The following is a 25,293-nucleotide window of genomic DNA, read 5'->3' on the forward strand; positions in this document are numbered from 1 at the left end:
CTGATATTTGAATTGCGATCGCAAACGCTAGTCTAGAAACTAAAGGTTGTCCGCACCGTTCCAATCACAACATCATCATTAACACTATTGTGGTCGGGTGCTGTCAGCCAAATCACCCCCGGCGTAATCGTGATATTATCCGTCAACTTGTATTGGTAGAACGCTTCTAGATGAAGTGACGTACTTGGGTCATCAATACCCAGATTCACCAGTTGATTGTCACTCTGTGTCACCCTTGGCTCCATGCCAATGATAATACCTGCCAGGTTACCAGTCTTACCCAAATCCGGAAATGCGGCGGTTACTGCCCAGTTCCAGATACTAGCATCTCCCTGATCGATGACACGCGCTTGGGTATATCCTGCCCAACCGCCCAAAACGAACTGAGGGCTAATTTCAAAGGATGCTTCCACACCGTAGGAATTGCTGAGTGCCGATAGTCCTAACAAATTGGCATTGTTGCTACCAGTTCCTAAGTAGTTGTTATAGGCGTGAACATAGGTTAAGCCAAGACTCAATCGTTCTCTCGGCTGAACCACTAACTGCGCTAATGCCCCATAGGAACCATTAAACAAACCAGCACCTGCTTCCGGATTACCCGCATCACCAGCTAAGTAACCTAGACTCAGTTCTACATTGTCACTAAAAGCGTGGCGAACACCAACACCAGCACCATTCACGAGGTAGTAGATAGAAGGGCGAGTCCCAAAGCGTGAGAGTGCGCCGCTTGCGCCATCACCATCCAGGTAAGGATTAACTGTATTAGCAAAATCTTCCGCCCCAGCAGCATTTGCCGCAATGACAACTTCCGTGCGATTACCAATGGGGAAACTATATAGCAGTTCATCCACTTGGACATCACTATCGGTTTCTCCTGTAAAAGCCAGTTCACCTTCAGGGGTAAGAGTGCGGCTTTCCAGAGAACCCAAGCCTTCTGCCTGAAGTCGTGTGCTGAGTAAATCTCTACCTGTAAAACTGGTTTTTAAGTTTAAACGAGTTCGATGACCAAAGGTGGTGACAGTATCAATATCATTACCGTCTGCATCCTCTCCATCTACAATGCTGGCAAGCCCAAAGATGACTTCTCCATCCAGTTTGGTTGTGCTGGAAAATTGCGTGAGTTCCAGTTCCCTAGTACGGGCAGTAAGCGCATCAACATCAGCGCGTAGTAAAGTGAGTTCAAGGATAAAGCCTTGCCTTAAGCGTTGTACAATCGCTAAGTCTTCTTGAGTGACAAGATTTTCATTTCTCGCGATGAGTGTCTGGATTTGATCAAGGGCGCGTTGTAAGCCTGCGGCAAACTCATAGCGAGTCATGCTGCGGTTGCCTCGGAAGGTTCCATCTGGATAACCTGCGATCGCACCATATCGTTCCACAAGCGATCGCAATGCTTCATATGCCCAGTCTCCCGGTTGAACATCAGCCAGTTGGGAAACGTTGGTTACCTGCCCAAAATCATCTGCTTCCCGATTGTTGTATTGATTGATTTGCTCTAAGACACTTGATGTTGAGTCTGTCGCCTCAACTGCTTGTGATTGGGTTAATGTTTGTTCAACTGAGTTGTCTGAAGATACGACATCCGTTGGGTTTTCCTCAAATCCCATAGTGACTGACTGCTCTATTGCACTCGCATCACCCGACAGAACGAAAAGAAAAAAGGCGATCGCTACAACTGGACTAACCCGTAGACGATTCTGCAAAATTTGATACATTTTAGCCTCACACCAACACACTCCTCCCACATTGTTAATCCCTGGATAGCTAAGATGCCAAGCAAATTCCAATATCTAGTGGAAGACGAGATTTTTTATGGGGCAATTCTTTAGAGAAGTAAACCTAGAACAGGTAACACCAATTTCCTTAAGTTCATTGGTGCAGACCGAAGAGAAGCAAACTTTAGCCAAACAAAAACACGCAATACTAATTTAAAACTGACCGATAGGTTTAGGAAACCAATTAGTCCCTTCTGTAGTACTAATCATTAAGTTTATTTTTCAATACCCTTAACAAGGGTAAAAGAAGTTTTTAACCTTTAACGTTTACTAAAGTCATTTGTCCATCATCTTTAACAGAAATCTCAGTAGCTCTATAACTTTTTTCGTGTAGGACAAGTAAGAACCTCACAGATTGTACTAGATAGAAGACTCAAGTTTTGTATAATTTATTTCTCTAGATAGAGTTTATGAATCCTTCTAAATGCTTTACTAGCAGATTGCAAGCTCTAACTTTTACCTAATCCTAAAAGAGGTTCTTCAATGCCCCCCCATGGGATTGCTTTTTTTATACAAGGCAGGTTTTATTAGAGGGTTGCACTTATTGAAGCAACTGACAAAAAAATAGAGTTTGTAGTAATGGTTACAGTCTTGCTGCCTAGTATTTCCACGCACAACTTGCTGCATTGGCTTATACAGCCACAGTTAGCGTTGCATATTCCCGATGGGTTTTTGAGTCTACCGGTTAGCCTCGTTACCTGGATACTTGCGATCGCCCTGATTGCAGTCTCTCTAAAGCAAGTGCAAGCGGACTATCAGGAACGAGCAGTACCACTGATGGGGGTTTGTGGGGCGTTTATCTTCGCTGCTCAAATGATCAATTTCCCGATTCCAGGAGGTACCTCTGGTCATTTACTGGGTGGAACGCTAGCGGGAGTTTTACTAGGGCCGTGGGCTGGATCGTTGGTGATGGTTGCCGTTTTTATTGTGCAGTCTGTCTTCTTTCAGGATGGTGGCTTAACGGTACTTGGAGCAAATATCACCAATATGGGTCTGATTGGGACATTTGGTGGTTATTATCTCTACAAAGCGATCCGATTTGCGATCGGACGCAATACTTGGCGGGGAATGTTGATTGGTACAGCGATCGCATCTTGGACGAGTGTCTTTGTTGCCGCCCTTTTAACGGCAGTGCAACTAGCGCTATCGGATAAAGTCTCTCTGGGGCTGGCTTTAGGGGCAATGGCATTTTGGCACATCCTGATCGGCATTGGCGAAGCGATCATTACCGTCGTGGCTGTCAGCTATGTCTGGCGCGCTCGACCCGATTTGTTTTTTGACCCGCCACGCAAAACAGTCTCCTCAAACTCTCGCCCAGTTTCAAGCCGCTAAATCTATACATCTTGTTAGACAGAGATTCAATACTTATGAGTAGCAACCTCTCTCGCCAACGCAACCGTGCCTTCGTCATCGCTGGCTTAGGTGTTGCCCTCCTAATTGCAATTTTCCTCTCTCCCTTTGCGAGTTCAGATCCAGACGGCTTAGATCGAGTTTCTCAGGATCTAAAGTTTGATGATGAAGCTGTCGAAGAAGCACCTGCCCAAAAGCTGCCCTTCTACGCTGTTTTTGAGGAATATGCGCTTCGGGGTGTACCGGAAGCCGTTGCAACTCCCTTAGCTGGGTTAGTAGGTACATTAGCAACATTTGGCTTAGCTTGGGGCATTGGCAAGCTGGTGGTTCGGGGTACGTCGCCATCTACTACAGACGATGATGCCCCCCAGTATCTCAATGATCCAGACCAGCCCCTGGATAGATAGGAATTACAAGCAGATGCTGCTACACATTGGGGCATTTAATCTAGATGTTGATAGCAAAAATGATACACCCTGGCACTCCTTAGCTCCCCGGACTCGCGTTCTATGTACCGTAATTTTGGTGTTTGCGATCGCGCTGACACCGGACGGGCGTTGGTGGACTTGGGCAATTTATGGCACAGGTGTGTTAGGTGTTATCCTCCTGAGTCGGGTAACTTGGAGCGTCCTACTCAAGCGAATCGCTGTTGAGTTTGTTTTTGTTGGCACTATACTAATCGGCACCTTATTTCAGGAGGGTGGCGAAGTAGTCTGGTCTTGGGGAGTACTAAAAATAACGACAGAAGGGTTGATGGTCTTAGGGAGTGTAGCGATTAAGGTAATGCTCTCACTCTTGATGCTCAATGTACTTACTCTAACCACTTCAGTTCCAGCCCTACTCAATGCCTTAGTCGCCTTACGCACTCCGCCTCTACTAGTAGCAATTCTTGCTTCAATGTATCGCTACATCGGTGTTCTAATTGGTGAGTTTAACGCGATGCGTCGAGCGGCAGCATCTCGTAATTTGATGGGTAGTAACCGCTCTTCACGCTTAGTAATTGGCAACATGATGGGAGCGCTGTTTATTCGCACCTATGAACGGGGGGAGCGAGTTCATCAGGCAATGCTGTCACGGGGTTATCGAGGAGTACCACCCATTGAGAAGGTTCCTCCAGGTGGTAAACGGGATATTGTGGCTATTACCTTGACCGTAATTTTGGCGCTACTCGGACAGGTTATCTACTTATTACGCCGATAAAGTTGAAGAAGGAGTTCAGAAGTTACAGGAGTTACAGAATCTCTTTCAGACTGGGATTGTGACCCCTGCTCCATGAGAAGTCGCTCCTATCTTCAGGCAAGTCCAAAAGTTCAGAATTTTCTGAACTCCTGAACTCCTGAGTTCTCTTGTTCATTCCAATTTTCTTCATGCACCACAATCCCATATCAATCAAAAATCTTAGCTACACTTACCCAGATGGAACTCAAGCATTAAGGGATATAAATATTGCAATTCGAGCCAGTGAACGGGTAGCGCTAATCGGGGCGAATGGTTCGGGAAAATCGACATTACAGTTACACCTAAATGGAATTTTGCTGCCCCAAGAGGGAGAGGTGACGATTGGAGAGTTGCTTGTTACGCCGGAGAATTTGCGAGAGATTCGGAATTTTGTAGGGTTGGTGTTTCAGAATCCTGATAATCAGCTATTCATGCCAACGGTATGGGAGGATGTTTGCTTTGGCCCAATGAATCTTGGCTTACGCGATCAAGAATTGCGTGAGCGAGTGATTCAGTCAATGGCAGCAGTGAACATCGAGCCAGAACATTATGGGCAACGAAGTACCGAGAATTTGTCTGGAGGGGAAAAGAAACGAATTGCGATCGCAGGTGTACTCGCCATGAACCCACAAGTCTTGGTGTTTGATGAACCCTCCGCGCAGTTAGATCCCCGTTCTCGTCGTCAGTTAATCGAGTTACTGAAAAGCTTACAACTGACACAACTCATTGCAACCCATGATTTAGATTTAGCATTGGAGTTGTGCGATCGCACTATTGTCCTCAGTCAAGGACAAATCGTGTTTGATGGTAAGACAGAGCAAGTGATGAGCAATCCAGAATTCTTAGTCGAACACGCTTTAGAATCGCCCTTAAGCTACAGCCGTCCCTACTGTCTCTTGGAACACTCCCCTGTTCGTCCAGTACTGACTAAGCAATCGGTGTGAGTCGAGAACCCTCACAGTCTTCGGCTGGGACATCACCGAAAACTTATCTATTGGTGTTCACCGCTAAGTTAGCGCAAGGTTTTCGAGCAATACCAAGCAGTTTACGAAAAGCCAGCGTTTGGCGTCAAAATGATCAAGTAGTTGGTTTTTTGAAGTGAGCCTTTTATGGCTGTTAGACGCGATTCTCGCTGGGACTTGTCAGTTGACAACCGCGATGGTCAACTGGCTCTTGTGGTTGAAGTCAAGCGCAAAACTAACGCATCATCAGAGTGGGCAGCCCAACTCCGACGCAATATTCTCGCACACGGTACTTTCCCAAAGGCTCCGTATGTTCTGATGGTCTTTCCAGATAACTTTTACCTATGGACTGATGCTGAGGCTTGTCTTGAGCAGAGTGAACCTACTTACATGATTGATGCACGTCCTATTCTTGAGCCTTACTTTGAAAGGGCAGGGGTAACGGCTGAGCAAATCAGTGGACAAAGCCTTGAACTAATTGTTGCATCTTGGCTTGGAGAGATTATTCACGCTGAGAAATTGCCTGAAAATGTGGATAGTTCTCAGCATTGGTTGATTGAGTCAGGGCTGTATGCTGCCATAGCCGGAGGGAAGTTTGAGCATGAGGCGGCTGTGTGAATATTTATGTAGAGACAAATTTTGTTTTAGAGCTAACCTTCAAGCAAGAGCAGTATGCAAGTTGTGAAGAAATTCTGCAACTTTGTGAAGCAGGGCAGGCGAACCTGGTTATTCCAGCCTATAGTCTTGCTGAGCCTCACGAGAAATTGATTCGTCAAGCAAGGAGTCGCAAGCAACTACAACAGTCGTTAAATGCTGAGTTAGGACAACTTAAACGTACAGCTTCTTATGCAAGTCGTATCGAGAGTATCAAACAAGATATTGAAAGCTTATTGGTAGACAGCAATGAGGAGGAACAAAAGCGCTTTATTCAGTTTCGAGATCGACTCCTCAATATTGGAGACATTGTTGCACTCACCGCCGACATTCTGATTAAGGCAGCTTCTTGTGAAGACACCTATGATTTAACACCACAAGATGCCTTTGTTTATGCATCGGTTATTGATCACCTGCAACGTTATCCGCCACAGCAGGCGTGTTTTTTAAATCGAGACAAAGGCTTTGCCAATCCTGATATTGTTGACGAACTCAACCAATTCAACTGTAGGATGATTTTTCGGTTTGATTGCGGTTATAGGTTTCTTCAGTCGCAGTTATCCTCCTAGCAGGCAGAGGTTTCGTCAGCGATCGCTTTGGTCAACGCTACAACCCCAGCTTTAGATGCACAACAAGCCACCAGTTGTCCTGCGTTCCACCCGTAAGTAAAACCTGCTTACCTACCTTTCATTGGTTTTGGCTCCTCTAAATTTCATCCTCACCATAGCTTGAGTTAGGTAGAGATGAAAGTTTAGAGGCTGTACAACCCATTAAACCGACTTCATATCGGCTTCTTGACGTTCTCTTTTAACCGCTAGACTTCTGCCTAGTTTGCTGAGTGTGAACACCAACAACACTGCCACTAAACAGACAGTAAATACAGGAACTGCGATCGCCAATCCCGATAGGATAATCGAACCACCTGATTCAATCGTCGATATTAAAGGATTTCCCAATCCTCCCGTCATCATGGTTGAAGCCAAGCGTCCAATCCCTGTGAAAGCTTGAATTGTACCCGCCGCACCACCACCTGCAATCAATGCCACAGTCCACTGCAACATCGGATCGCCCTCAGGAATTACAGAAGCCGTCACAAACGTACCTGCTGCGATCGCCATTGGTGTGGCAATTGTATCCAGCAAGTTATCAACCCAAGGAATGTAATAAGCCGCAATTTCAATACCAGTTGCCACCGCAAACACCACCAGCGCTGAATAACTTCCCATCCACTCAAAACTCGGTGAGAGTGTCAGATGTCCAAACAGAGACGCCATACTCATCACCAACGGCGGCACAAAAATCCGGAAACCACAAGCCGCACTCAACCCAATCCCAATACAAATGCTCAACAACGTATCCATACTAATCTTTCAGCTTAGAACCTATATCTCCAGCTTATGAAAAAATTCCTCAATTCAATTCCGTCAAATTGCGTAGCCTCATCACCACTACTCCTAAGAACACATAAGAAAGGAATTTCTCCTTAACTTCCCCTGCCTCCCTTCTTCCCTACAGTCTCACCTCAGAGTAAGCAATAACCCTCTACTGATTCCCCCTGACTGACTTCGCCATGTAAATGTCCGGCTTTCCCAACCCGTTAGCATCCGGAATCACACCGACAATGACAAATCCGCACTTCTGGTAAAACTCGTAGGGATGACTACGCAGGTTCTTTATCCTTGCAATATGTTCAAAAACGTTGGGGTAGAGGTTGACACCTGAAAGGCTTGTCATATTGTCCTCATCATCCGTACCCAGCCAGATTGTGAAACCACCCCGTTCTCTCACTCGCTCTTCCAAGTCTGCCACAAGCGCTTTCCCAATTCCCCGCCCTCGACACTCAGCACGCACAACTAATGGATGAAGTTCCCAAACATTACCGTCGTACTGCTTAATACCACCAATCCAACCCAGAACAACACCAGCCTCATCCACCGCAATTCGGCTAATTCGGTCTGTGCTAAACGATTCTTGCACCTCTGCCAAAGCACTATCTAGATCTGACCATGCAGTTGACCAATGCTCTTTGAAGCCTTCAACTAACAAAGTCGCTGCCTGCTGAATCGCTTCTAGATTATCAGGACACAGATCAATGATTTGCATCATCTTTTAAAATAATCGTTAGTCATATACTTTTTTCAAACCAAATTCATTGAAGCTTTATAAACAAAGAAGGATAACTACTAAATCATTACATAAACCTGATAGATTTTCTAAAAAACATATTTTTTTTAAATTAAACTAGTAGCAGCCACAAAAACATTAGAGATTTACATCTCGCCTAGAGCATTTTGGTGCATCAATCTCTTCTTAAGCAACAGGGTTCTTAAAATCGGATTTTCTGGAATTCATCTGTCTACCGAAATATCTAACGAATTACAAGAATAGATTCACAGCGAATACAGAAAAATAATGTATTCGTTAAGTCTTGCCGTTCGTTTTAGACAACCTGTTGAGATGCGCTAAAAAATTGACTCGAAATTCTCTATCGATTATCATGCGTGAAGTTTGTAAGTTGAAAGCGGGACGCTTTATTTTCCGCTCTTATTCTAGAAGTTCTAGAAGATTTTCTGAGATTTCAATACCAATTACTGCCAATTCTTCTGTCTTTGAAAACATCAACGTAGATGAAAGGATTTGTTATTTAAAAAAGGATGGGTTTGCTTTAGGATTTAACCTTCCTCAAGCGATAGTTCAGGAAATCTATGAATTTGCACTTGACAATCCTTGTTATGGCAATAGAAAGCCCAATTTGGGATTCTATTACGCTGACAAACTAAAAGTACAAGCGAACTATAAAAAATCAATAGCCGTTGGAAGCTATTACAATACGGCTTCACTGTGTCCAGCCATCAAAAAGCTGGAAAGCGATCCAATCCTATTAGAGATTGCAGCTAAGTATCTAGAGGCTACGCCTGTACATCAAGGAAATCAGCTTTGGTGGAGTTTTCCTGTAGATTCAACTATCTATGAGCGTCGCCGTGCGGCTCAAGTGTTTTACACAGATTCAGATGAGTCCCGTGTCCTGAAATTTTTCTTTTATTTAACAGATGTAGACTTGTGTAGTAGTCCGCGTGTTTGTGTGCGAGGCAGCCACCTCAAGAAGAAGCTTTCACATCTATTCTTACGAAAAGGGCGATCGCACCAAGAAATTGCTGAATACTACGGCTATGAAAATATCGTACCACTCTGCGGTAAAGCGGGTTTTGGATTTGTGGAAGATAGCAATTGCTTCTACAAAGCGACTCCTCCTGGTAGTAAAGAGCGTTTGGTATTACAAATAGAATTTGCGGATAAGGACTATAAACGGCAAAACGATCTGATCGATGCGTCTCAACTAGAGTGCATATCTAAGCTCGATGAAACAACGCACGATAAACAGGTTCACCACGAGACAGTGTAGAGACTTCTCGTTCAGTAGGAACTTGCAGGGGGTTAGTTGCCAACCAAGGCTCAGTCCCTTGTTTGATGAACGCCGGGTGAGATTCAAAGCGATCGCACATTTCCACCGCTACCGCTTTAATATCTGACTGAAGAAAAACCATTCCCCCAGACGCTAGGTATTTGGCTAGAGCCTCGACTAATTCTGGCTGCACTACCCGTCGTTTCGCTTGGCGCTTTTTGAACCAGGGGTCAGGAAATTGGATAGTAACACGTTGTAATGTACCACTCGGAAAAGACTCAAGCACTGGCACTAGAGAGTTATTCGCATTACAAAACAGGTAGTGGAGATTACTCAAGCTCAACTCTGAGGCGGCAGCATTTGCCTGTTCTACTAAAGGTTCACGAATTTCTAACCCCAAAAAATTCCACTCAGGTTGTAGCGTTGCCATCTCCAACAAGAACTCCCCCCTTGCACAGCCAATATCTAGATGCAGTGGCGAACTCACCTTGGCATAAACTTGAGTCCAATCAGGAGGACTCAGGGGTGTCTGGTATTTCTTACTGAGGGGATTGACGTGTTGACGGACTCGGACTCTTGGCAACCTTTACACCTCCTTACTAGTAGAGTGCGTCGTGACACACCCTACTAGTTTTAACGCTTGGGAGGGAATTTTGCGGAGTTTGAACAGAAAACTCAGCTTATCGAGTCACCCAAGTTGGCGTGAGGACAAAGGCGTGGTTTTCTCCATTCACAGTTCCATAACCAACAATTCGTCCATTGTTGTTGATATCCCGTGCCTCAATCAGTTCCCATCCGGAATTAGCAGGAATCAGGTTATTCAAATCTCGCATCCCATTATTTAACCGCACAAAAGCATGGGAACTACCACTACTAGTTGTCGCCGCACCAACAACTCGCCCCTTGTTATTGATGCCATAAGCGACGCTGCTGGTGTAGTTAGCAAGAGTGCCTAAGTCTTGCATCGCACCATCCCAAAAGAAGGCGTGGAAATCACCACTACTAGTTTGCGCTTCACCAACGACTTGCCCCAGGTCATTGATGGCATTAGCTTCACTATTAGTGCCACCAAGAGTACCGAGTTCAATTACCGTACCATCCTGCCACAAGAAGGCTTCGTAGTTATTGTTCGTATTGACATCGACAATCTCGACACTAAAAGCGCCAACGACTTGTCCTGAATTGTTGATGTCATTAGCTGAACTAGGAAGGTCGAGGATTATTGAACCACCTGGCAAGAAGGCAGCAGCGGCATAGTTAGTCCCTATGACAATACATAAGCCAACGATTTGTTCCGCATCGTTGATACCAGAGGCGTAACAAATCTCAGGGTCTGGAAGTGTTGTTATCGTGTCATTGCTCCACAAGAATAGAGAGGAAACAAAGAGTGGAACCTGACTTGTTGTACCACCGAGAACTTGCCCCGCGTTATTGATGTCGATAGCAATGCTGTTGTTGTAGCCAGCAGCCGTACCGATATCAGTCATCGCACCACCCTCCCACAAGAAAGCTTGCGTATCCCCATTACTCGTTTGTGAGCTGCCGACGATTTGCCCTACATCATTGATGCTCAGTGCATAGCTTTCGCTACCGCCAAGAGTGCCTAAGTCAGTGATCGAATAATAGAACCGTGTCGCGGCAGTGGTAGCTGTGAATATTGAGAGTCCGCACGCAATTACTAACGCTCCCACTAAACCGAGCAAGAAATGTCTGAGCCAACGGGTTTTCATAAAGTCTCTTCCTAAGAAAGTAGGTGCTTGAGCTTTTAGGAAATTCTCAGACTTAGGCAGAAGATTTATGCAGATAGTTACAAAAATTTATTCCCTCTTTTGTTACTTTAGGGCTTGAAGCCTGGGCGAAGCATTCTTGGATATAGGTTTCTGTGCTTCGCAGTAAGTTTGTGGCAATGATTCTTGTCCGGAAATAACAAAAGAGGGTTATAGGTAATTTGTTGGACTAGGCGATTCGCTTACTGACTTAGTAATACTGGAAGTGAGCCAATTTTCAAAAGGCGATCGCTCCTTTAACATCAATGCAATTTAGCACAAACGATCGCCTAATCTTAACAGTCTGGTAATTCCCCAAACAACTGACGATAGCGTTCAAGTTGCTGTTGCGCTTGTTGAGATCTTTCCTCTGCCGTCAAATATCGAGTTCCTTGTTTGTCGTACCAATACAACGATTCAATCTCGACCTCTCCATCCCGGTAAGGCGCACGTCCAATGCCTAAATTGATTTCACTCATCCAATACGGTTCGCCAATTTGGAGTTGATACCTTCCCTCAACTAGGCGATAAACCTCAAAAGGCTGATGTCTATCCCGTTGCCAATATTCGGGGTTATAAACTACATAATATAAAACGCCAAGTTTTGCATAAACCTCCATTTTTTTATCATATTCTCCCCCTGGAGTCAGCGATACAATCTCTAGAGCAAAAATAGGAACAACCTCGTTTTCTTCCCAAACTACATAGCTTTTCCGTAACCTCTCGCTTCTGTGCCGCTCAACCCCTAAACTCAAAAATCCGTCAGGGACAATAGGCACCAACGGACTCACTCCTGTGGTGTGATAAATCCCCATATCCACAGCGAAAAACCAATCAGAGCGATTGCCCCAAATAAACTTGAGCAAAAATAAAAGTAAGTTGGGAATAAAATTTTGATTCTCGTTATCCACTGGCGTATCATCTGAGCAAGGCAATTCCTCGCTAGTTGGTAAGCGCAACTTAGGGTCAGATTGTACCATCGCTCACACTCCTCATAAATCTTTGTACCTTCAATCTTAAAACCCTCTACTTTGTCTGAGCGATCGCTTCTTTTATTTCAGTTAAATCTGGTGTGTGTGATTAGCCCTTCGGGTTAGCACTTGGGCGAGTGCATTGTATCGTGTAATCAGTAATTATATTGCGGTTCTCATGTTGATGAGGCACAAATTTCTAGGTTTTCGGTAATTAGGATTTAAAGGTGCGTCCGATTTATCATCATCTGGCATACGGCGATTCGCTTACTGACTTAGTAATACTGGAAGTGAGCCAATTTTCAAAATGCGATCGCGCCCAAGCTCTGTTTTCTCCCCATACAAATTTTGGACTTGCTGAACCTCGTAGTTTTCAGGGACTTTGAAGCTCAAGTCATCACGCTGGGAGTTCCAGACAACCCAGGCTGGCTTACCACTTTCTTGAACTAATTCGCACGTCCAAGTGTTGCGAAAATCTGGCTGACACTTTTTCATTTGTGAGCCTACGAGCCACTTTTGAATTTCACTATAAGCTTTTGCGGCTCCTGTCAGAGTTTGGTTATCTTCCTTAACCATCAGCATCGTTACAACGTTACGATTATCCCAGGCATACCAATAAAAACGCTCTATTCCTGATGCCCAATTCAATAAATACATTCGGGCAACATAAGCCATACTTTGTTCATCCGAATAGAAGGCATTGTCCTGTTTATTGCCATATCCTGTCTCAGTATTCCAGAACGGCTTTTGCTCCAGTTTGTGTTTGGCAATCACTTGTTGAACTTTGCGAATCAGGGGCAAACTTTCTTCAGGAGGTTTATCATTTGCGATGTAGAAATGAGCGCCAATAATGTCAGCATAATTGCCTCCCCCTTTAGCCAAATATTCATCAAGCCAAGGCAATGCTCCATAATCTGAGTACAGCGATGGAGAGACAACTTTCGCGGCTGGATCAACTTCTTTGATAATGGTGTAAGCTTCACGGGCTAAAGTCACCAATTGGTCAATAGAACCACTGAAAAAATGCTTCAGATTGGGTTCGTTCCAAATTTCGTAATACTGAATCTTGCCTTTGTAACGGGTGGCAACAGTACGCACAAAGTTACGCCAGTCATCTAGGTTTTTTGGTTCCGCTGCGGTGGGGCCATCACCATACGGGGAGGAGTCATTTCTTGCTGCCGCCCATTTCGGTGTCAGCGCCATCGTGTAGATTAAATCGACTCCTTTTTCACTGGCTAACTTTACACAGTCATCCAGGGTTCTGAAGTCCCATTGACCTTTTTCCCGTTCCAAATGCGGCCAAAAGGGTAATCCTGCGGCGCTGCTTGTATCCCACAGTCTCCAACTGCCAATTGGAACTGTGGGCCAGGGAATCCTAAAGGGTTCGGCAATGTGCATCCCAAAATAGGTTTGCGGGATGGGTTTTGTGCTTACAGCGGCGGCTTGGGTGCCACTCAGCCGCATCCCGATATCCTTTAGAAAGGAGGGTTGAGTGTAGATGAAAACGACTATCAGGCTTGAAGTAAGCGCTAAGCCAAACAGTTTCCAGAATCTCGTCTGAAGATGTCTCATAGTAGACGCTAGCGGGTTGTTGGTTATCAGTTGCTCTAGATAACGATAAACAACAAATAACAAACAACATGCTTTAAATCACTGATACAATCATTCCTTCACGCGCTAAAAATGCCCCTTCAAAGGCATCCTGCACTTCTACCTCGATTTGATCGAGAAAGTCATCTGAGTGATTGGGTTCGTGATGGAAAATCGCTAAGCGCTTTGTACCCGATTCCTTTGCCGCCTTCACACCTTCTTGCCAAGTCGAGTGTCCCCAACCAACTTTTGGAGATTTGGCGCTGTGGTATTCTTCATCGGTGTACATCGCATCGTAGATAATTACATCAGAATCACGAGCGAGTTGTAGCACATTTTCATCTACACGGTCAGGAAAATGTTCTGTATCTGTGCAGTAGACGGCAGAATGTCCCTGCCACGTCACGCGATAGCCCATCGCCCCATTGGGATGGTTTAGAGGGCTAGTTTCAATGGTGATATCACCCAGCGTCATCGTATCGCCGCAGACTAGATCGTAGAACTTCAAGTCTGCCTGTATCGATTTGACGGGTACAGGTGAATTCATGTGCAAAACGCGATCGCAAAAATGTTGCTCCATCGCTGCACCTTCGGGTGCTGCCCCATGAATATGGAAGGTATTTCCTTCAACAAATGCTGGGGTGAAAAATGGCACGCCTTGAATATGATCCCAGTGGTAGTGAGTAAAAAACCAGTAGGCTTCAAGTGGCTGCTGAGGTTGTAAACTTTTACCTAGCATCCGCAATCCGGTGCCGCCATCAAAAATCAAGCGTTTTCCAGCGACTCGCATCTCAACACAGGATGTATTGCCGCCGTATCGAACTGTCTCTTTTCCAGGAGAGGGGACACTGCCTCGGACTCCCCAGAATTGGACAACAAACTCAGAGGAAGGACTTGTTTCCATTTTCTTGCTTTAAGACTTTAAAGTACGGCACTGACCCTGATGACGCAGTAGGTGATCGCATAATACTAAAGCGACCATTGCTTCTACCATAGGCACTGCTCTCGGTAAGACGCAAGGGTCATGTCGTCCTTTGGCGGCTAGTATTGTCTCAACGCCTGTGCTGGTTACAGTACGCTGTTCTTTTCGTATGGTAGCAGTGGGTTTAAATGCTACCCGAAGAATAATATTCTCCCCATTGGTTATGCCACCCTGAATCCCGCCGGAGCGGTTGGTTACGGTGCGGATTTCACCTGTTTCGTCGGTGTAAAATTCGTCGTTATGCTCACTACCTGTGAGGAGGGTTCCGGAAAAACCCGAACCAATTTCAAACCCTTTACTCGCAGGTAGGGACATAACCCCCTTTGCTAAATCGGCTTCCAGCTTGTCAAAAACTGGTTCTCCTAAGCCTTTTGGTACGTTTCGGGCAATGCATTCAACCACCCCACCAATTGAATCACCGCTACGCCCAATTTGCTCAATTCGTTCTATCATCCGCTCTGCACATTCCGCGTCAGGGCAGCGGACGATATTACTTTCTACTTGCTCTAGGGTAACGGTATTCGGGTCAATGATGCCTTCTAAATCTTGAATGCGCTTGACGTAGCCAATAACTTCAACGCCAGCGACTTGTGAGAGGATTTTTTTTGCGATCGCACCTGCTGCAACTCGTCCAATCGTTTCTCGTGCTGAGGAACGTCCTCCACCCTGCCAGTTGCGGATACCGTATTTGGCATCATACGTCGCATCGGCATGGGATGGGCGATACGTCTGTTGCATCTCGTCATAATCTTGGGAACGAGTATCTTTGTTGCGTACCAAGATAGCGATTGGCGTTCCCAAGGTTTTCCCCTCAAACATCCCGGAAACAATTTCGCAGGTATCCGTTTCCTTGCGGGGTGTCGTAATTTTGCTTTGTCCTGGACGCCTTCGATCCAGTTCAAACTGAATTTCTTGAGCGTCAATTTCCAGTTGTGGGGGGCACCCATCGATCACAACACCAACGCCACCCCCGTGAGACTCGCCAAAGGTAGTAACCCGAAATAGATGCCCAAACGTGTTGCCCATAATGCTTATTGGAAGAAGGCTAGCGAATACTGATCTTAACAGTCCTTCTTGTTTACAAGTAGGTGATCGCTTCCTGAATCACCAGATAGTGATGCAGTGTAGTAAAATAATAGATTACTCATAATTTATGAATACAGTACACTAACGCTCTTGTATGCCTCCCCAATTCCCAGTTGACGTTTCCACCACAGGCACAATGAACCAATCGTCTACCTCATTGCTTGCGTTAACCGTGGCACCCGCTCAGGTATTGCGGGGTTTTCAAGCATTGGAACAGTCAGGAGAGGCGATCGCACGTTTGGGGAAGCGTCCATTGATTGTAGGAGGCGATCGCACATTAGCGACTCTGGCTTCTCAACTCCAATCTGTCCTAGAACAGCAGCCATTAAACGACTCCTTCGCTTCCTACAGCCCAGATTGCAGTGAAGCGTCCTTAGCCTCCCTCCAAAAAGCCACCGCCTCGCATCAAGCGGATTTAATCATTGGGGTTGGTGGCGGTAAGGCGATGGATACCGCTAAACTCTTAGCGCACCAGTGTAAGCTTCCGGTTGTCACGATTCCTACCTCTGCGGCTACCTGTGCGGCTTGGACAGGTTTATCAAATATCTATTCCGATCAAGGCGCTTTCTTATATGATGTTGGTCTTGACCGTTGTCCAGACTTGCTAGTACTCGATTACAGCCTGATTCAGACAGCACCCCAACGTACCCTAATTGCTGGAATTGGTGATGCCTTGGCAAAGTGGTACGAAGCTTCTGTTAGTAGCGGCAGTTCTCCCTTCACTCTGATTATTTCTGCTGTTCAACAGGCGCGAGTCTTGCGCGATATCCTGTTTCAAAAATCGGCTGATGCGCTTAAGGAACCGGGAAGTGAAGTTTGGCGGGAAGTCGTCGATGCTACGGTTCTACTAGCTGGAGTCATTGGTGGCTTAGGGGGGGCACAGTGTCGTACTGTCGCCGCTCACGCAGTTCATAATGGCTTAACCCATCTGCCTGCGGCTCATGATGTTCTCCACGGTGAGAAAGTGGCGTATGGTATTCTCGCGCAGTTGCGTTTAGAGGAGATGCTTCAGGGCAACCAATTGGCAGCATCGGCACGACAACAGTTATTGAAGTTTTACGCTGAAATTGGTCTACCCCAAAGCCTAGATGACCTAAATCTTGGGAACATTACGCTTCTAGAATTACGGCAAGCGGCTGAAATTGCTTGCTCACCTAGCTCTGATATCCACCGACTCCCCTTCAAAGTTGTGCCTGAGCAGTTAATGGCAGCAATGGTTTCCACCACAACGCCAGTGGAGAGAAGTCGTAGCCACCAAGAGCTAACAGTGGCGCTGAATGAAGAATAGAGTTCTAGTCGTAGAGACGTACCCTTTGGGAACGGCTAGGCTAGCGCCTCGCTAGTGCTGACGCACCGCTACGCTAACGCTAACGCCGAACCGCCGGAACGTCTCTATATAGTTTTATGGGTTGCCCAAACAGGGGGTAGCTGACCTGGATTCGGTATTAAATGCACATCAGCTTATCCCGATTAGGTCGCCCAAATTAGGTTAGCCCCCTTCAAATTGGCTTCATTCAACCGTGTCCAACTTAGTTTTGCCCAACTGAGGTTAGCTTCACTCAGATCTGTTCCACTGAGATTAGTAGTAAAGAGGTTTGTCCAACTCAGGTTAGCTCGGCTTAGGTTCGCCTTCTTCAAATTGGCTCCACTCAAGTCGGCACCACTGAGGTTGGCACCACTGAGGTTCGTATTAGTCAAATTGGCGTTACATAAAGAAGCTCCCTGAAGGTTGATTCCACTTAAGTTGATTCCACTCAAGTCGGCTCTACTAAAATTCCTTTCTCCTGCTGCATATCGCTGAGAGAGTTTAGCGGCATCAGGAGTGAGCAGCTTCTCAGCCGGGATTTTTTGCTCAAGACTAAAGGAGGTTAAGTTTTGGTTTTTTACTGTTGAATGAAAGTGCATAGCTATAACTAGAAGCGATTTGCCGAGGTGACCCAAGCTAAGGTAGCCCTAAAGATAGCTTCTTAAAGGAGGTAGCCCTAGGGATAGCTTCTAGATGGTTTGAGGTAACTTTTGGCTAGCTTATATGTACAGAGGATGACTGTACTGATTACATAGCCAAGAGTGGCTCCTACAACCGACTAACTACTGAAAAGTTGGTGCATAGCAAAAGCGATCGCACCCAGCAGCTATACTGTTGCAGTGCTATTAGCTTCCTAGAATTTGTAGGAAAGCCACTGTCAGTCATATCCTCCTCTACCTTTAGCGAGAGTTCATCTAACTCAAGTTAGAACTCGTGTCCCTCTATACATAAGGCATTAACAGAAGTCTCAACCCTTTGGACGAATCAAGTGAGGCTTATACCCCTTCCGTCAGTCTGGGGTAAAATCTTAACCCTTCATACTGAAAATCCGTAAAAATACGGTCTATAAACTGTTAATAGTTTTGTTAACTTGAGGTAGATACTACCAATAGGTTTAAACCCAGATGAGACTAGACACTAGAGGTTAACAGCACTTGTTTGAACCATTTCATCGTTCCATAACGTAGACATGATTCCCGGTATAGGGCTGGGAGTGTCTCTTGAAAAAAGAGCAATAGAGTTACAGGGTGGAAATTATACTTCTATATTTACTGGCTTTTGTAGTTCAAGAATGAGATTTAGTAAGACTGATGTCAGGTGTTTGGCCATCTACTGTTTCTGACTCAGAGAGAAGCTTTCTCCTCAAGAATCTCTGAATAGTTGCACAAGCGATCAACGTAGACAGAACGATGACAAGAATTTTGATCATTGAAGATGAGCAAACCGTGCGAGAGAATCTTCTAGAACTCTTGGAAGCTGAAGGGTTTGAGGGGATTGGGGCTGAAAATGGTGCTATTGGTGCGCGTTTAGCACTCTCCTACCTACCCGATTTGATTATTTGCGATGTAATGATGCCCGAACTCGATGGTTTTGGTGTACTTGAGTTGTTGCGTCAAAATCCGCTCACAGATACGATTCCATTCATTTTTCTGACTGCCAAAGTAGACCCATCCGATCTACGCAGGGGGATGTGTTTGGGCGCTGACGATTATTTAACTAAGCCAATTCGGGCAAAAGACCTCCTACAAGCGATCGCTACTCGACTAGAAAAACAAGCCGCGATTGAGAGGCAACAAGCACAAAAACTTGATGAGTTGCGCGGTAGTATTACCCTGTCATTGCCTCACGAACTGCGGACTCCCTTGAATGGTATTTTAGGTTATGCGGAACTGCTGATTGCGGACTATGATGCGCTCGAACCCGCTGAGCGATTGGAGATGCTAGAGGGCATCCGGACTTCAGGAAAACGCTTATACCGACTGATCCAGAACTTCTTGCTGTATGCAGAACTGGAATTAATCTCAACTGACTCAGGACGATTAAAGTTACTGCGGAGTGAGCAAACTCAGGATGTTAAAACACTGATTGCTGACCAAGCCATGCAGCAAGCTTCTCTCGCCAACCGAGAAGCTGATTTGCACTTAAAACTGGTTGACGTAGGGGTACAGATATCTGCTAACCGCCTCAATAAAGTGGTTGAAGAACTGGTGCAAAATGCTTTCAAGTTTTCGAGACCTGGTACACCAGTAACAATCTCTAATAGAGTTGAGGATGATACCTTGATTCTGTCTATTACTGACAATGGACGAGGTATGAGTGCTGAACAGATTGCAGGGCTTGGTGCTTATCAGCAATTTGAACGGAAACTATACGAACAACAAGGTTCCGGTTTAGGGCTGATGATTGCTAAACGCCTGAGCGAATTACATGCTGGGACGCTGACCATTGAAAGTATTCCTGAGCAACAAACAACTGTACTAGTGGCTCTTCCTATACTCAGAGACTGTGCTTCTGAATCTGCATCGTGCTGATATCCAACTTCAGCATTAGCTACTAATCTTTGCTGACACTCCCCAATCTAAAGACGGAACTTAGACAAAAATCAAGAACTATTGTTTGGGCTTGAAATTTGTTTAAGTCCCGTTAACAAGAAAAGGAACTAGTTTTCGTTGACTGACTTATGTCGTTTACTGGGTATAGGCATAATCAGCAACTTATCGACTCTATTACCATCCATATCCATGACTTCAAAACGCATTCCCCGCCACTCAAAATGATCAGTGGCAATTGGGATGCGTCCCAAGTGCGTAACGACAAAGCCTCCCATCGTGTGATAGTTACCTCGTTGCTCTCTGGGTAACTCCTCGATTTCAAAAAGTTCAAAAAACTCTTCTACTGGCAACATCCCATCCACTAACCAAGAACCATCATCACGCTGTACGGCTTGCGGCTCATCAATTTGATCAACTGAAGGAAGATCTCCCACAATTTCTTCAAGAATATCGTTGAGGGTGACCAACCCCTGAAGCACACCATATTCATCAACAACCATTGCAATGTGAGTGCCAGATTGCTTAAACAGCTCTAGAATCTTCAATCCAGGTGTGCCTTCCGGCACATACAAAGGACGGCGCAAAGTTGATGTCAAGTCAAGCGGCTGATTGTTCAGACAGCGAGATAGCAAATCATTGACATGTATGACGCCCAGCACATTATCAAGCTCACCCTGGCATACCGGAAACTGAGAATGACTGTTATCAATAATCACTTGCCGATTTATTTGTGCCGGGTCATCCAAGTCAAGCCAGACGATATCCGGTCGTGGTGTCATCATCGCACTAACTCGCCTATCTCCCAAGCGAAACACTCGATTGAGCATTTCTTGTTCCGCTTCCTCAAATGTTCCCGCTTCGGTGCCTTGCTCGATTAAAATTTTAATTTCTTCCTCAGTAACCTCTGGCTCTCTAGAGGGTCCAATCCCCAACAGCCGCAGAACCAAATCGGTCGAGTAGCTCAACAGATGCACCGCAGGTGCAGCAATTTTCGCCAAAAAGCGCATCGGAGATGCCACACCCACGGCAATTTGTTCAGGATTGTTTAACGCTAACCGCTTGGGTACCAGTTCACCGATTACAAGTGAAAGGTAGGTGATGATCAAAACCACAATAAACAACGCGATCGCATTAGAGTTGGCGGCAAAAAATGCTATTGGAATCAGTTTCAACTGAGTTGCCAGCTTCTCCGCCAGAGTTGCCCCACCAAAAGCACCGGCTAGAGTGCCAATGAGTGTAATCCCAATCTGAACAGTCGAGAAAAACTGATTTGGGGACTCCGCCAGCTTTAAAGCGTTGCGAGCCTTAACATTTCCCTGATTGGATAGCTGTTGCAGACGTACCTTCCGTGCCGATACCACTGCCATCTCCGACATAGAAAAGACCCCATTGAGGATGATTAGCAAAAGAAGGAAGAAAATTTCGAGAGGTATGGAGGACATTTATTTAATGGTCGGTGGTGAGAAAGAGGTGCCCTTAACGTTCTAGTATCTAGTATCCTTTCCTGCTCTAAAACATCACCTGCCCCTGGCAAGACTGCGAGTTTTCGTGAGGCTTCATAAAATGAGGGAGATAGACCGCTATGATTAGCGTTTATTATCACGAGCCAAGTATTCTGTGAACCCATGCCATTTTCTTCAATCATTCGGGCACTAGAGCGATCGCCCCTGACTGGTGAACTGCTCGCTGTACTGAATCGCTCCTCATCTCTACAGCTAAATGGTGTTTCCCGTCTTCCAAAAGGATTGGTAGCGTCCGCCCTAGCAAAGGCGAGTTCTCGTAACTTGTTCGTGGTTGCCAGCACCCTAGAGGAAGCAAGTCGTTGGGCTGCCCAACTCGAAGCAATGGGTTGGGATACTGTCCACTTTTACCCAACCTCCGAAGCCTCACCTTATGAGCCATTTGACCCAGAATCGGAAATGACTTGGGGACAAATGCAAGTCTTAGCCGATTTAGTCAAAGGTGAGGAGTCAGTCGATCCTCCTTTAAAAAGGGGGGAGAACAACGGACAACTAGCAATCATCGCTACTCAAGCCTCGCTGCAACCGCACTTGCCTCCGGTTGATACCTTCAAGCCCTACTGCCTCACCCTCAAGCAGGGGATGAGTTGGGACTCAAAGAGTGTTGATGAGAAGTTAGCACGACTGGGTTATGAACGGGTTCCCTTGGTAGAAACAGAAGGGCAGTGGAGTCGGCGTGGTGATATTGTCGATGTTTTCCCGGTAGCCGCCGAGTTGCCAGTGCGGTTGGAATGGTTTGGGGATGAGCTTGACAAACTGCGAGAGTTTGACCCAGCAACCCAACGCTCGTTAGATAAAATTGAGCAGTTGGTACTGACTCCTACGGATTTTAGTCCAATTATTGTCGCCTCATTAAGCGAATCGCAGCGAGAACAAGTCAAATCACGACTTTCGCCAGAAGACCAAGACTATCTAGAAGCAGGGACACCACCAGAAGGCACTCGCCGGTTCTTAGGGATTGCCTTTGATCAGCCAGCGTCTCTTCTCGACTATCTGCCAAAGAATACCTTGATTGCCATAGATGAATTAGAGCAGTGTCGAGCGCATAGCGATCGCGCTTGTGAACACGCGCAAGAACAACTGGAATCTCTGGCTTTCCCTCTTCCCCCTCTTCACCGCTCTTTTGACGACTCTCTGGCAGCCTTAGGACAAGGAACTGAGCAAGACGCTTCCCGATTCCCCTTGGTTTATCTCTCAGAACTGGTGGAAGAGTTAACCGACAAGGGTTCTACAAAAACTGTTAATCTTGCCAGCCGACCTGTACCCACGACACCTCACCAATTTGCCAAGCTTGCGGAGGTACTACGGGGAGAACGCGATCGTAACTTCTCTGTTTGGCTGATTTCCGCTCAACCCAGTCGTTCTGTCTCCCTACTCCAGGAACACGACTGTCCTGCCCAATTCGTCCCCAACCCTCGCGACTATCCAGCGATTGATAAGCTACAAATCCAGCACACGCCAGTCGCGCTCAAGTATTCAGGATTGGCAGAACTCGAAGGCTTCATTCTGCCCACCTACCGCCTTGTAGTTGTTACTGACCGCGAATTCTTTGGGCAGCATACCCTCACAACGCCCAGTTATGTCCGCAAGCGACGTCGTGCTGCCTCAAAACAGGTAGACCCCAACAAGCTACGACAAGGGGATTATGTCGTTCACAAAAACCATGGTGTCGGTAAGTTTCTCAAGCTAGAAAGCCTGACGATTAACAACGAAACCCGCGAGTATTTGGTACTTCAGTATGCTGATGGCTTACTGCGGGTATCGGCTGACCAACTAGGAGTATTATCCCGGTTTCGCGCTACCGGAGAGCGACCGCCAGAACTGAATAAGATGTCTGGCAAAGCCTGGGAGAGGACAAAAAGTCGGGTTCGTAAAGGGATTAGGAAACTTGCCGTTGATTTGCTGCAACTGTATGCAACGCGATCGCAACGGCAGGGTTTTGCCTACCCAGAGGATTCACCTTGGCAAGAAGAGTTAGAAGATTCCTTCCCCTATCAGCCGACACCTGACCAGTTAAAGGCAGTGCAGGATGTGAAGCGGGATATGATGAGCGATCGCCCGATGGATCGCTTAGTTTGTGGGGATGTCGGTTTTGGTAAAACAGAAGTGGCAATTCGCGCCATTTTCAAAGCTGTCACGGCTGGTAAGCAAGTTGCTGTCCTCGCCCCGACGACAATCCTGACTCAACAGCATTACCATACCCTTAAAGAACGCTTTGCCCCCTATCCGATCAATGTCGGTTTGCTCAACCGCTTCCGCAGTGCTGAGGAACGACGCAATATCCAACAACGCCTCACAACTGGGGAATTAGATGTTGTCGTCGGTACGCATCAGCTTTTAGGTAAAGGGGTGACATTCCGGGATTTGGGGATGTTGGTGGTGGATGAAGAACAGCGCTTTGGGGTTAACCAGAAGGAGAAAATCAAGACGCTCAAAACTCAGGTTGATGTCCTCACTCTGACAGCAACACCGATTCCGCGTACCCTCTATATGTCGTTATCCGGGGTGCGAGAAATGAGTTTGATTACCACTCCACCCCCCTCACGTCGCCCGATTAAAACCCATCTTGCGCCTTACGATCCCGAAGCAGTACGCACAGCGATTCGGAATGAACTGGATCGAGGCGGGCAAGTATTCTATGTAGTACCGAGAGTTGAGGGCATCGAAGAAGTTGCCACCCAAATACGGGAAATGATACCAGGGGCAAGACTTGCGATCGCACATGGTCAGATGGACGAAGGGGAACTCGAAGCAACTATGCTCACCTTTGGTAATGGGGATGCGGAGGTCTTAGTCTGTACCACCATTATTGAGTCTGGGTTGGATATTCCAAGAGTCAACACCATCTTGATCGAAGATGCTCAGAAGTTCGGGTTATCCCAGTTGTACCAGTTACGTGGACGGGTTGGACGTGCGGGAATTCAAGCCCATGCATGGCTCTTTTACCCGAAGCAACGGGTACTTTCCGAACCGGCACGGAAGCGCTTACGAGCGATTCAGGAATTTACTCAACTCGGTTCCGGTTATCAACTGGCAACACGAGATATGGAAATCCGTGGCGTTGGTAATCTCTTAGGTGCGGAACAGTCTGGACAGATGGAGGCAATTGGTTTTGACCTCTATATGGAAATGCTGCAAGAGGCAATTCGGGAGATTCAAGGGCAGGAAATTCCGAAAGTGGACGACACGCAGATTGACCTCAATCTCACTGCCTTTATCCCGGCTGAGTATATCCCGGATTTAGACCAGAAAATGAGTGCTTACCGGGCTGTGGCTTCTGCGAACTCGAAGGAGGAATTGGCTCAGCTAGCAGCAGATTGGAGCGATCGCTATGGTCAAATTCCCCCAGCCGCACAGCAATTGTTGCGTGTGGTGGAACTCAAACAGATTGCGAAGTCGTTAGGGTTTAGCCGAATCAAACCGGAGGACAAGCAGCACGTTGTTCTGGAGACACCAATGGAGGAACCTGCTTGGAACTTGCTGAAGGAGAATTTACCAGATCATATGCGATCGCGTTTTGTCTACACTCCCGGTAAAGTAACTGTTCGGGGTTTAGGTGTTCTGAAGGCAGAGCAGCAGTTAGAAAACTTAATCAACTTTTTAGGGAAGATGCAAGGCGCATTACCGGAAGTCGCCTTAGTCTAAATTTTCAATTAACGGGCATAACTCAATAGCAATGGCTTACAGTGACTTTAAACTCAGTGAACTGATAAAGACCTTTGGCTTAACTCTTAGCGAAACAGTTGACTTGTTTGCAGATGTTAAAGAGGTTGAGTGTAGTGAAAATCTAGCTTTTAACCTCAAAGAGAATATTCCCTTAGCTGTAGCTATTGGTACAGAAAAAGCCCGTTCTGAAATGATTATTGTCCCGATATTACTGGAGATGAAGAGACGATTAAAACATCAAATTAGTTTATTTTCAGGTACAGATTTCAATGTGGATTTTGACAAAGGATTAAATGGGATTTGCGATTTTATAATTAGTCTTTCTCCGGAACAACTTTTTGTTAAGGCTCCAGTAATTACTCTTGTAGAAGCAAAAAATGATGGCTCTTCAGTACTTAGTATGCTAAATCAACAATTAAGATGCCAATTAAGCAAGCATCTAATTCGGTAATTTTCAAAATGTCTAAAACCATAAGCAGAGCGTTTAATCAACTT

General features: G+C 46.0%; 22 protein-coding genes. 11 read left to right on the top strand and 11 right to left on the bottom strand.

Features of this window, described 5'->3' with window-relative positions:
- Positions 1-32 precede the first annotated feature (32 nt).
- On the bottom strand, positions 33-1,712 hold the full coding sequence (locus H6F98_RS02465) for an iron uptake porin (protein ID WP_199348241.1): 1,680 nt from the start codon (positions 1,710-1,712) through the stop codon (positions 33-35).
- Between the two features lie 639 nt (positions 1,713-2,351).
- Between H6F98_RS02465 and H6F98_RS02470 the strand changes: the two genes are divergently transcribed.
- From H6F98_RS02470 to H6F98_RS02495, 6 genes are all read left to right on the top strand, one after another.
- Complete coding sequence (locus tag H6F98_RS02470; protein WP_192217074.1) at positions 2,352-3,104, top strand: energy-coupling factor ABC transporter permease; 753 nt, start codon at positions 2,352-2,354, stop codon at positions 3,102-3,104.
- A 35-nt stretch (positions 3,105-3,139) separates the two neighbouring features.
- Complete coding sequence (locus H6F98_RS02475) at positions 3,140-3,529, top strand: PDGLE domain-containing protein (RefSeq protein ID WP_192217075.1); 390 nt, start codon at positions 3,140-3,142, stop codon at positions 3,527-3,529.
- 13 nt (positions 3,530-3,542) lie between these two features.
- Positions 3,543-4,322 carry a cobalt ECF transporter T component CbiQ gene (gene cbiQ / locus H6F98_RS02480; RefSeq protein WP_192217076.1) on the top strand — a complete coding sequence of 260 codons (780 nt, stop codon included), beginning with the start codon at positions 3,543-3,545 and terminating at the stop codon, positions 4,320-4,322.
- 146 nt (positions 4,323-4,468) lie between these two features.
- Positions 4,469-5,284: an energy-coupling factor ABC transporter ATP-binding protein gene (locus tag H6F98_RS02485; RefSeq protein WP_242058280.1), complete on the top strand. Its 816-nt coding sequence runs from the start codon at positions 4,469-4,471 to the stop codon at positions 5,282-5,284.
- 165 nt (positions 5,285-5,449) lie between these two features.
- Positions 5,450-5,920, top strand: a complete 471-nt coding sequence (locus H6F98_RS02490) for a hypothetical protein (protein WP_192217077.1) — start codon at positions 5,450-5,452, stop codon at positions 5,918-5,920.
- The gene (locus H6F98_RS02495; RefSeq protein WP_192217078.1) at positions 5,917-6,525 is read left to right on the top strand and encodes a PIN domain-containing protein; all 609 of its coding nucleotides are present in this window, start codon (positions 5,917-5,919) and stop codon (positions 6,523-6,525) included. The genes H6F98_RS02490 and H6F98_RS02495 overlap by 4 nt, the downstream gene beginning before the upstream one ends.
- A gap of 201 nt (positions 6,526-6,726) precedes the next feature.
- On the opposite strand, the gene H6F98_RS02500 is transcribed toward H6F98_RS02495, so the two are convergent.
- Together H6F98_RS02500 and H6F98_RS02505 are read right to left on the bottom strand one after the other, a co-directional pair.
- Positions 6,727-7,317, bottom strand: coding sequence for a DUF4126 domain-containing protein (locus H6F98_RS02500; RefSeq protein ID WP_192217079.1), 591 nt, complete (start codon positions 7,315-7,317; stop codon positions 6,727-6,729).
- Between the two features lie 181 nt (positions 7,318-7,498).
- Entirely contained in the window at positions 7,499-8,059 is a 561-nt protein-coding gene (locus H6F98_RS02505) for an N-acetyltransferase (RefSeq protein ID WP_192217115.1), read from the bottom strand.
- A gap of 394 nt (positions 8,060-8,453) precedes the next feature.
- Between H6F98_RS02505 and H6F98_RS02510 the strand changes: the two genes are divergently transcribed.
- On the top strand, positions 8,454-9,359 hold the full coding sequence (locus H6F98_RS02510) for a hypothetical protein (RefSeq protein WP_192217080.1): 906 nt from the start codon (positions 8,454-8,456) through the stop codon (positions 9,357-9,359).
- Here H6F98_RS02510 and trmB read toward each other — a convergent pair.
- The 6 genes from trmB to aroC form a co-directional block, all read right to left on the bottom strand.
- On the bottom strand, positions 9,307-9,942 hold the full coding sequence (gene trmB, locus H6F98_RS02515) for a tRNA (guanosine(46)-N7)-methyltransferase TrmB (protein WP_192217081.1): 636 nt from the start codon (positions 9,940-9,942) through the stop codon (positions 9,307-9,309). The genes H6F98_RS02510 and trmB overlap by 53 nt on opposite strands.
- 97 nt (positions 9,943-10,039) lie before the next feature.
- Positions 10,040-11,089: a DUF3466 family protein gene (locus H6F98_RS02520; protein ID WP_192217082.1), complete on the bottom strand. Its 1,050-nt coding sequence runs from the start codon at positions 11,087-11,089 to the stop codon at positions 10,040-10,042.
- 332 nt (positions 11,090-11,421) lie between these two features.
- Positions 11,422-12,105, bottom strand: a complete 684-nt coding sequence (locus tag H6F98_RS02525; protein ID WP_192217083.1) for a Uma2 family endonuclease — start codon at positions 12,103-12,105, stop codon at positions 11,422-11,424.
- A 258-nt stretch (positions 12,106-12,363) separates the two neighbouring features.
- A complete protein-coding gene (locus tag H6F98_RS02530; RefSeq protein WP_192217084.1) occupies positions 12,364-13,668 on the bottom strand; it encodes a GH39 family glycosyl hydrolase in 1,305 nt (434 codons plus the stop codon).
- Between the two features lie 73 nt (positions 13,669-13,741).
- Positions 13,742-14,590 carry an MBL fold metallo-hydrolase gene (locus tag H6F98_RS02535; protein ID WP_192217085.1) on the bottom strand — a complete coding sequence of 283 codons (849 nt, stop codon included), beginning with the start codon at positions 14,588-14,590 and terminating at the stop codon, positions 13,742-13,744.
- Positions 14,591-14,599: 9 nt separating this feature from the next.
- Positions 14,600-15,694: a chorismate synthase gene (gene aroC / locus H6F98_RS02540; protein WP_192217086.1), complete on the bottom strand. Its 1,095-nt coding sequence runs from the start codon at positions 15,692-15,694 to the stop codon at positions 14,600-14,602.
- 196 nt (positions 15,695-15,890) lie between these two features.
- On the opposite strand from aroC, the gene H6F98_RS02545 reads away from it, so the two are divergent.
- The gene (locus tag H6F98_RS02545) at positions 15,891-17,042 is read left to right on the top strand and encodes an iron-containing alcohol dehydrogenase family protein (protein ID WP_396810315.1); all 1,152 of its coding nucleotides are present in this window, start codon (positions 15,891-15,893) and stop codon (positions 17,040-17,042) included.
- Between the two features lie 182 nt (positions 17,043-17,224).
- Here the strand turns inward: H6F98_RS02545 and H6F98_RS33890 are convergent, their stop codons facing one another.
- The gene (locus H6F98_RS33890) at positions 17,225-17,659 is read right to left on the bottom strand and encodes a pentapeptide repeat-containing protein (RefSeq protein WP_192217088.1); all 435 of its coding nucleotides are present in this window, start codon (positions 17,657-17,659) and stop codon (positions 17,225-17,227) included.
- 810 nt (positions 17,660-18,469) lie between these two features.
- Between H6F98_RS33890 and H6F98_RS02555 the strand changes: the two genes are divergently transcribed.
- Entirely contained in the window at positions 18,470-19,591 is a 1,122-nt protein-coding gene (locus tag H6F98_RS02555) for a hybrid sensor histidine kinase/response regulator (RefSeq protein ID WP_192217089.1), read from the top strand.
- Between the two features lie 128 nt (positions 19,592-19,719).
- Here H6F98_RS02555 and H6F98_RS02560 read toward each other — a convergent pair whose 3' ends face one another.
- Positions 19,720-21,054 (bottom strand): hemolysin family protein, encoded by a 1,335-nt coding sequence (locus H6F98_RS02560; RefSeq protein ID WP_192217090.1) that lies wholly within the window; start codon positions 21,052-21,054, stop codon positions 19,720-19,722.
- 183 nt (positions 21,055-21,237) lie between these two features.
- Between H6F98_RS02560 and mfd the strand changes: the two genes are divergently transcribed.
- Both mfd and H6F98_RS02570 read left to right on the top strand, forming a co-directional pair.
- The gene (mfd, locus tag H6F98_RS02565; RefSeq protein WP_192217091.1) at positions 21,238-24,777 is read left to right on the top strand and encodes a transcription-repair coupling factor; all 3,540 of its coding nucleotides are present in this window, start codon (positions 21,238-21,240) and stop codon (positions 24,775-24,777) included.
- Positions 24,778-24,808: 31 nt separating this feature from the next.
- On the top strand, positions 24,809-25,249 hold the full coding sequence (locus H6F98_RS02570; RefSeq protein WP_192217092.1) for a hypothetical protein: 441 nt from the start codon (positions 24,809-24,811) through the stop codon (positions 25,247-25,249).
- Positions 25,250-25,293 lie beyond the last annotated feature (44 nt).

Source organism: Microcoleus sp. FACHB-SPT15 (genome assembly GCF_014849525.1).
GTDB classification, from domain to species: domain Bacteria; phylum Cyanobacteriota; class Cyanobacteriia; order Cyanobacteriales; family Coleofasciculaceae; genus Symplocastrum; species Symplocastrum torsivum.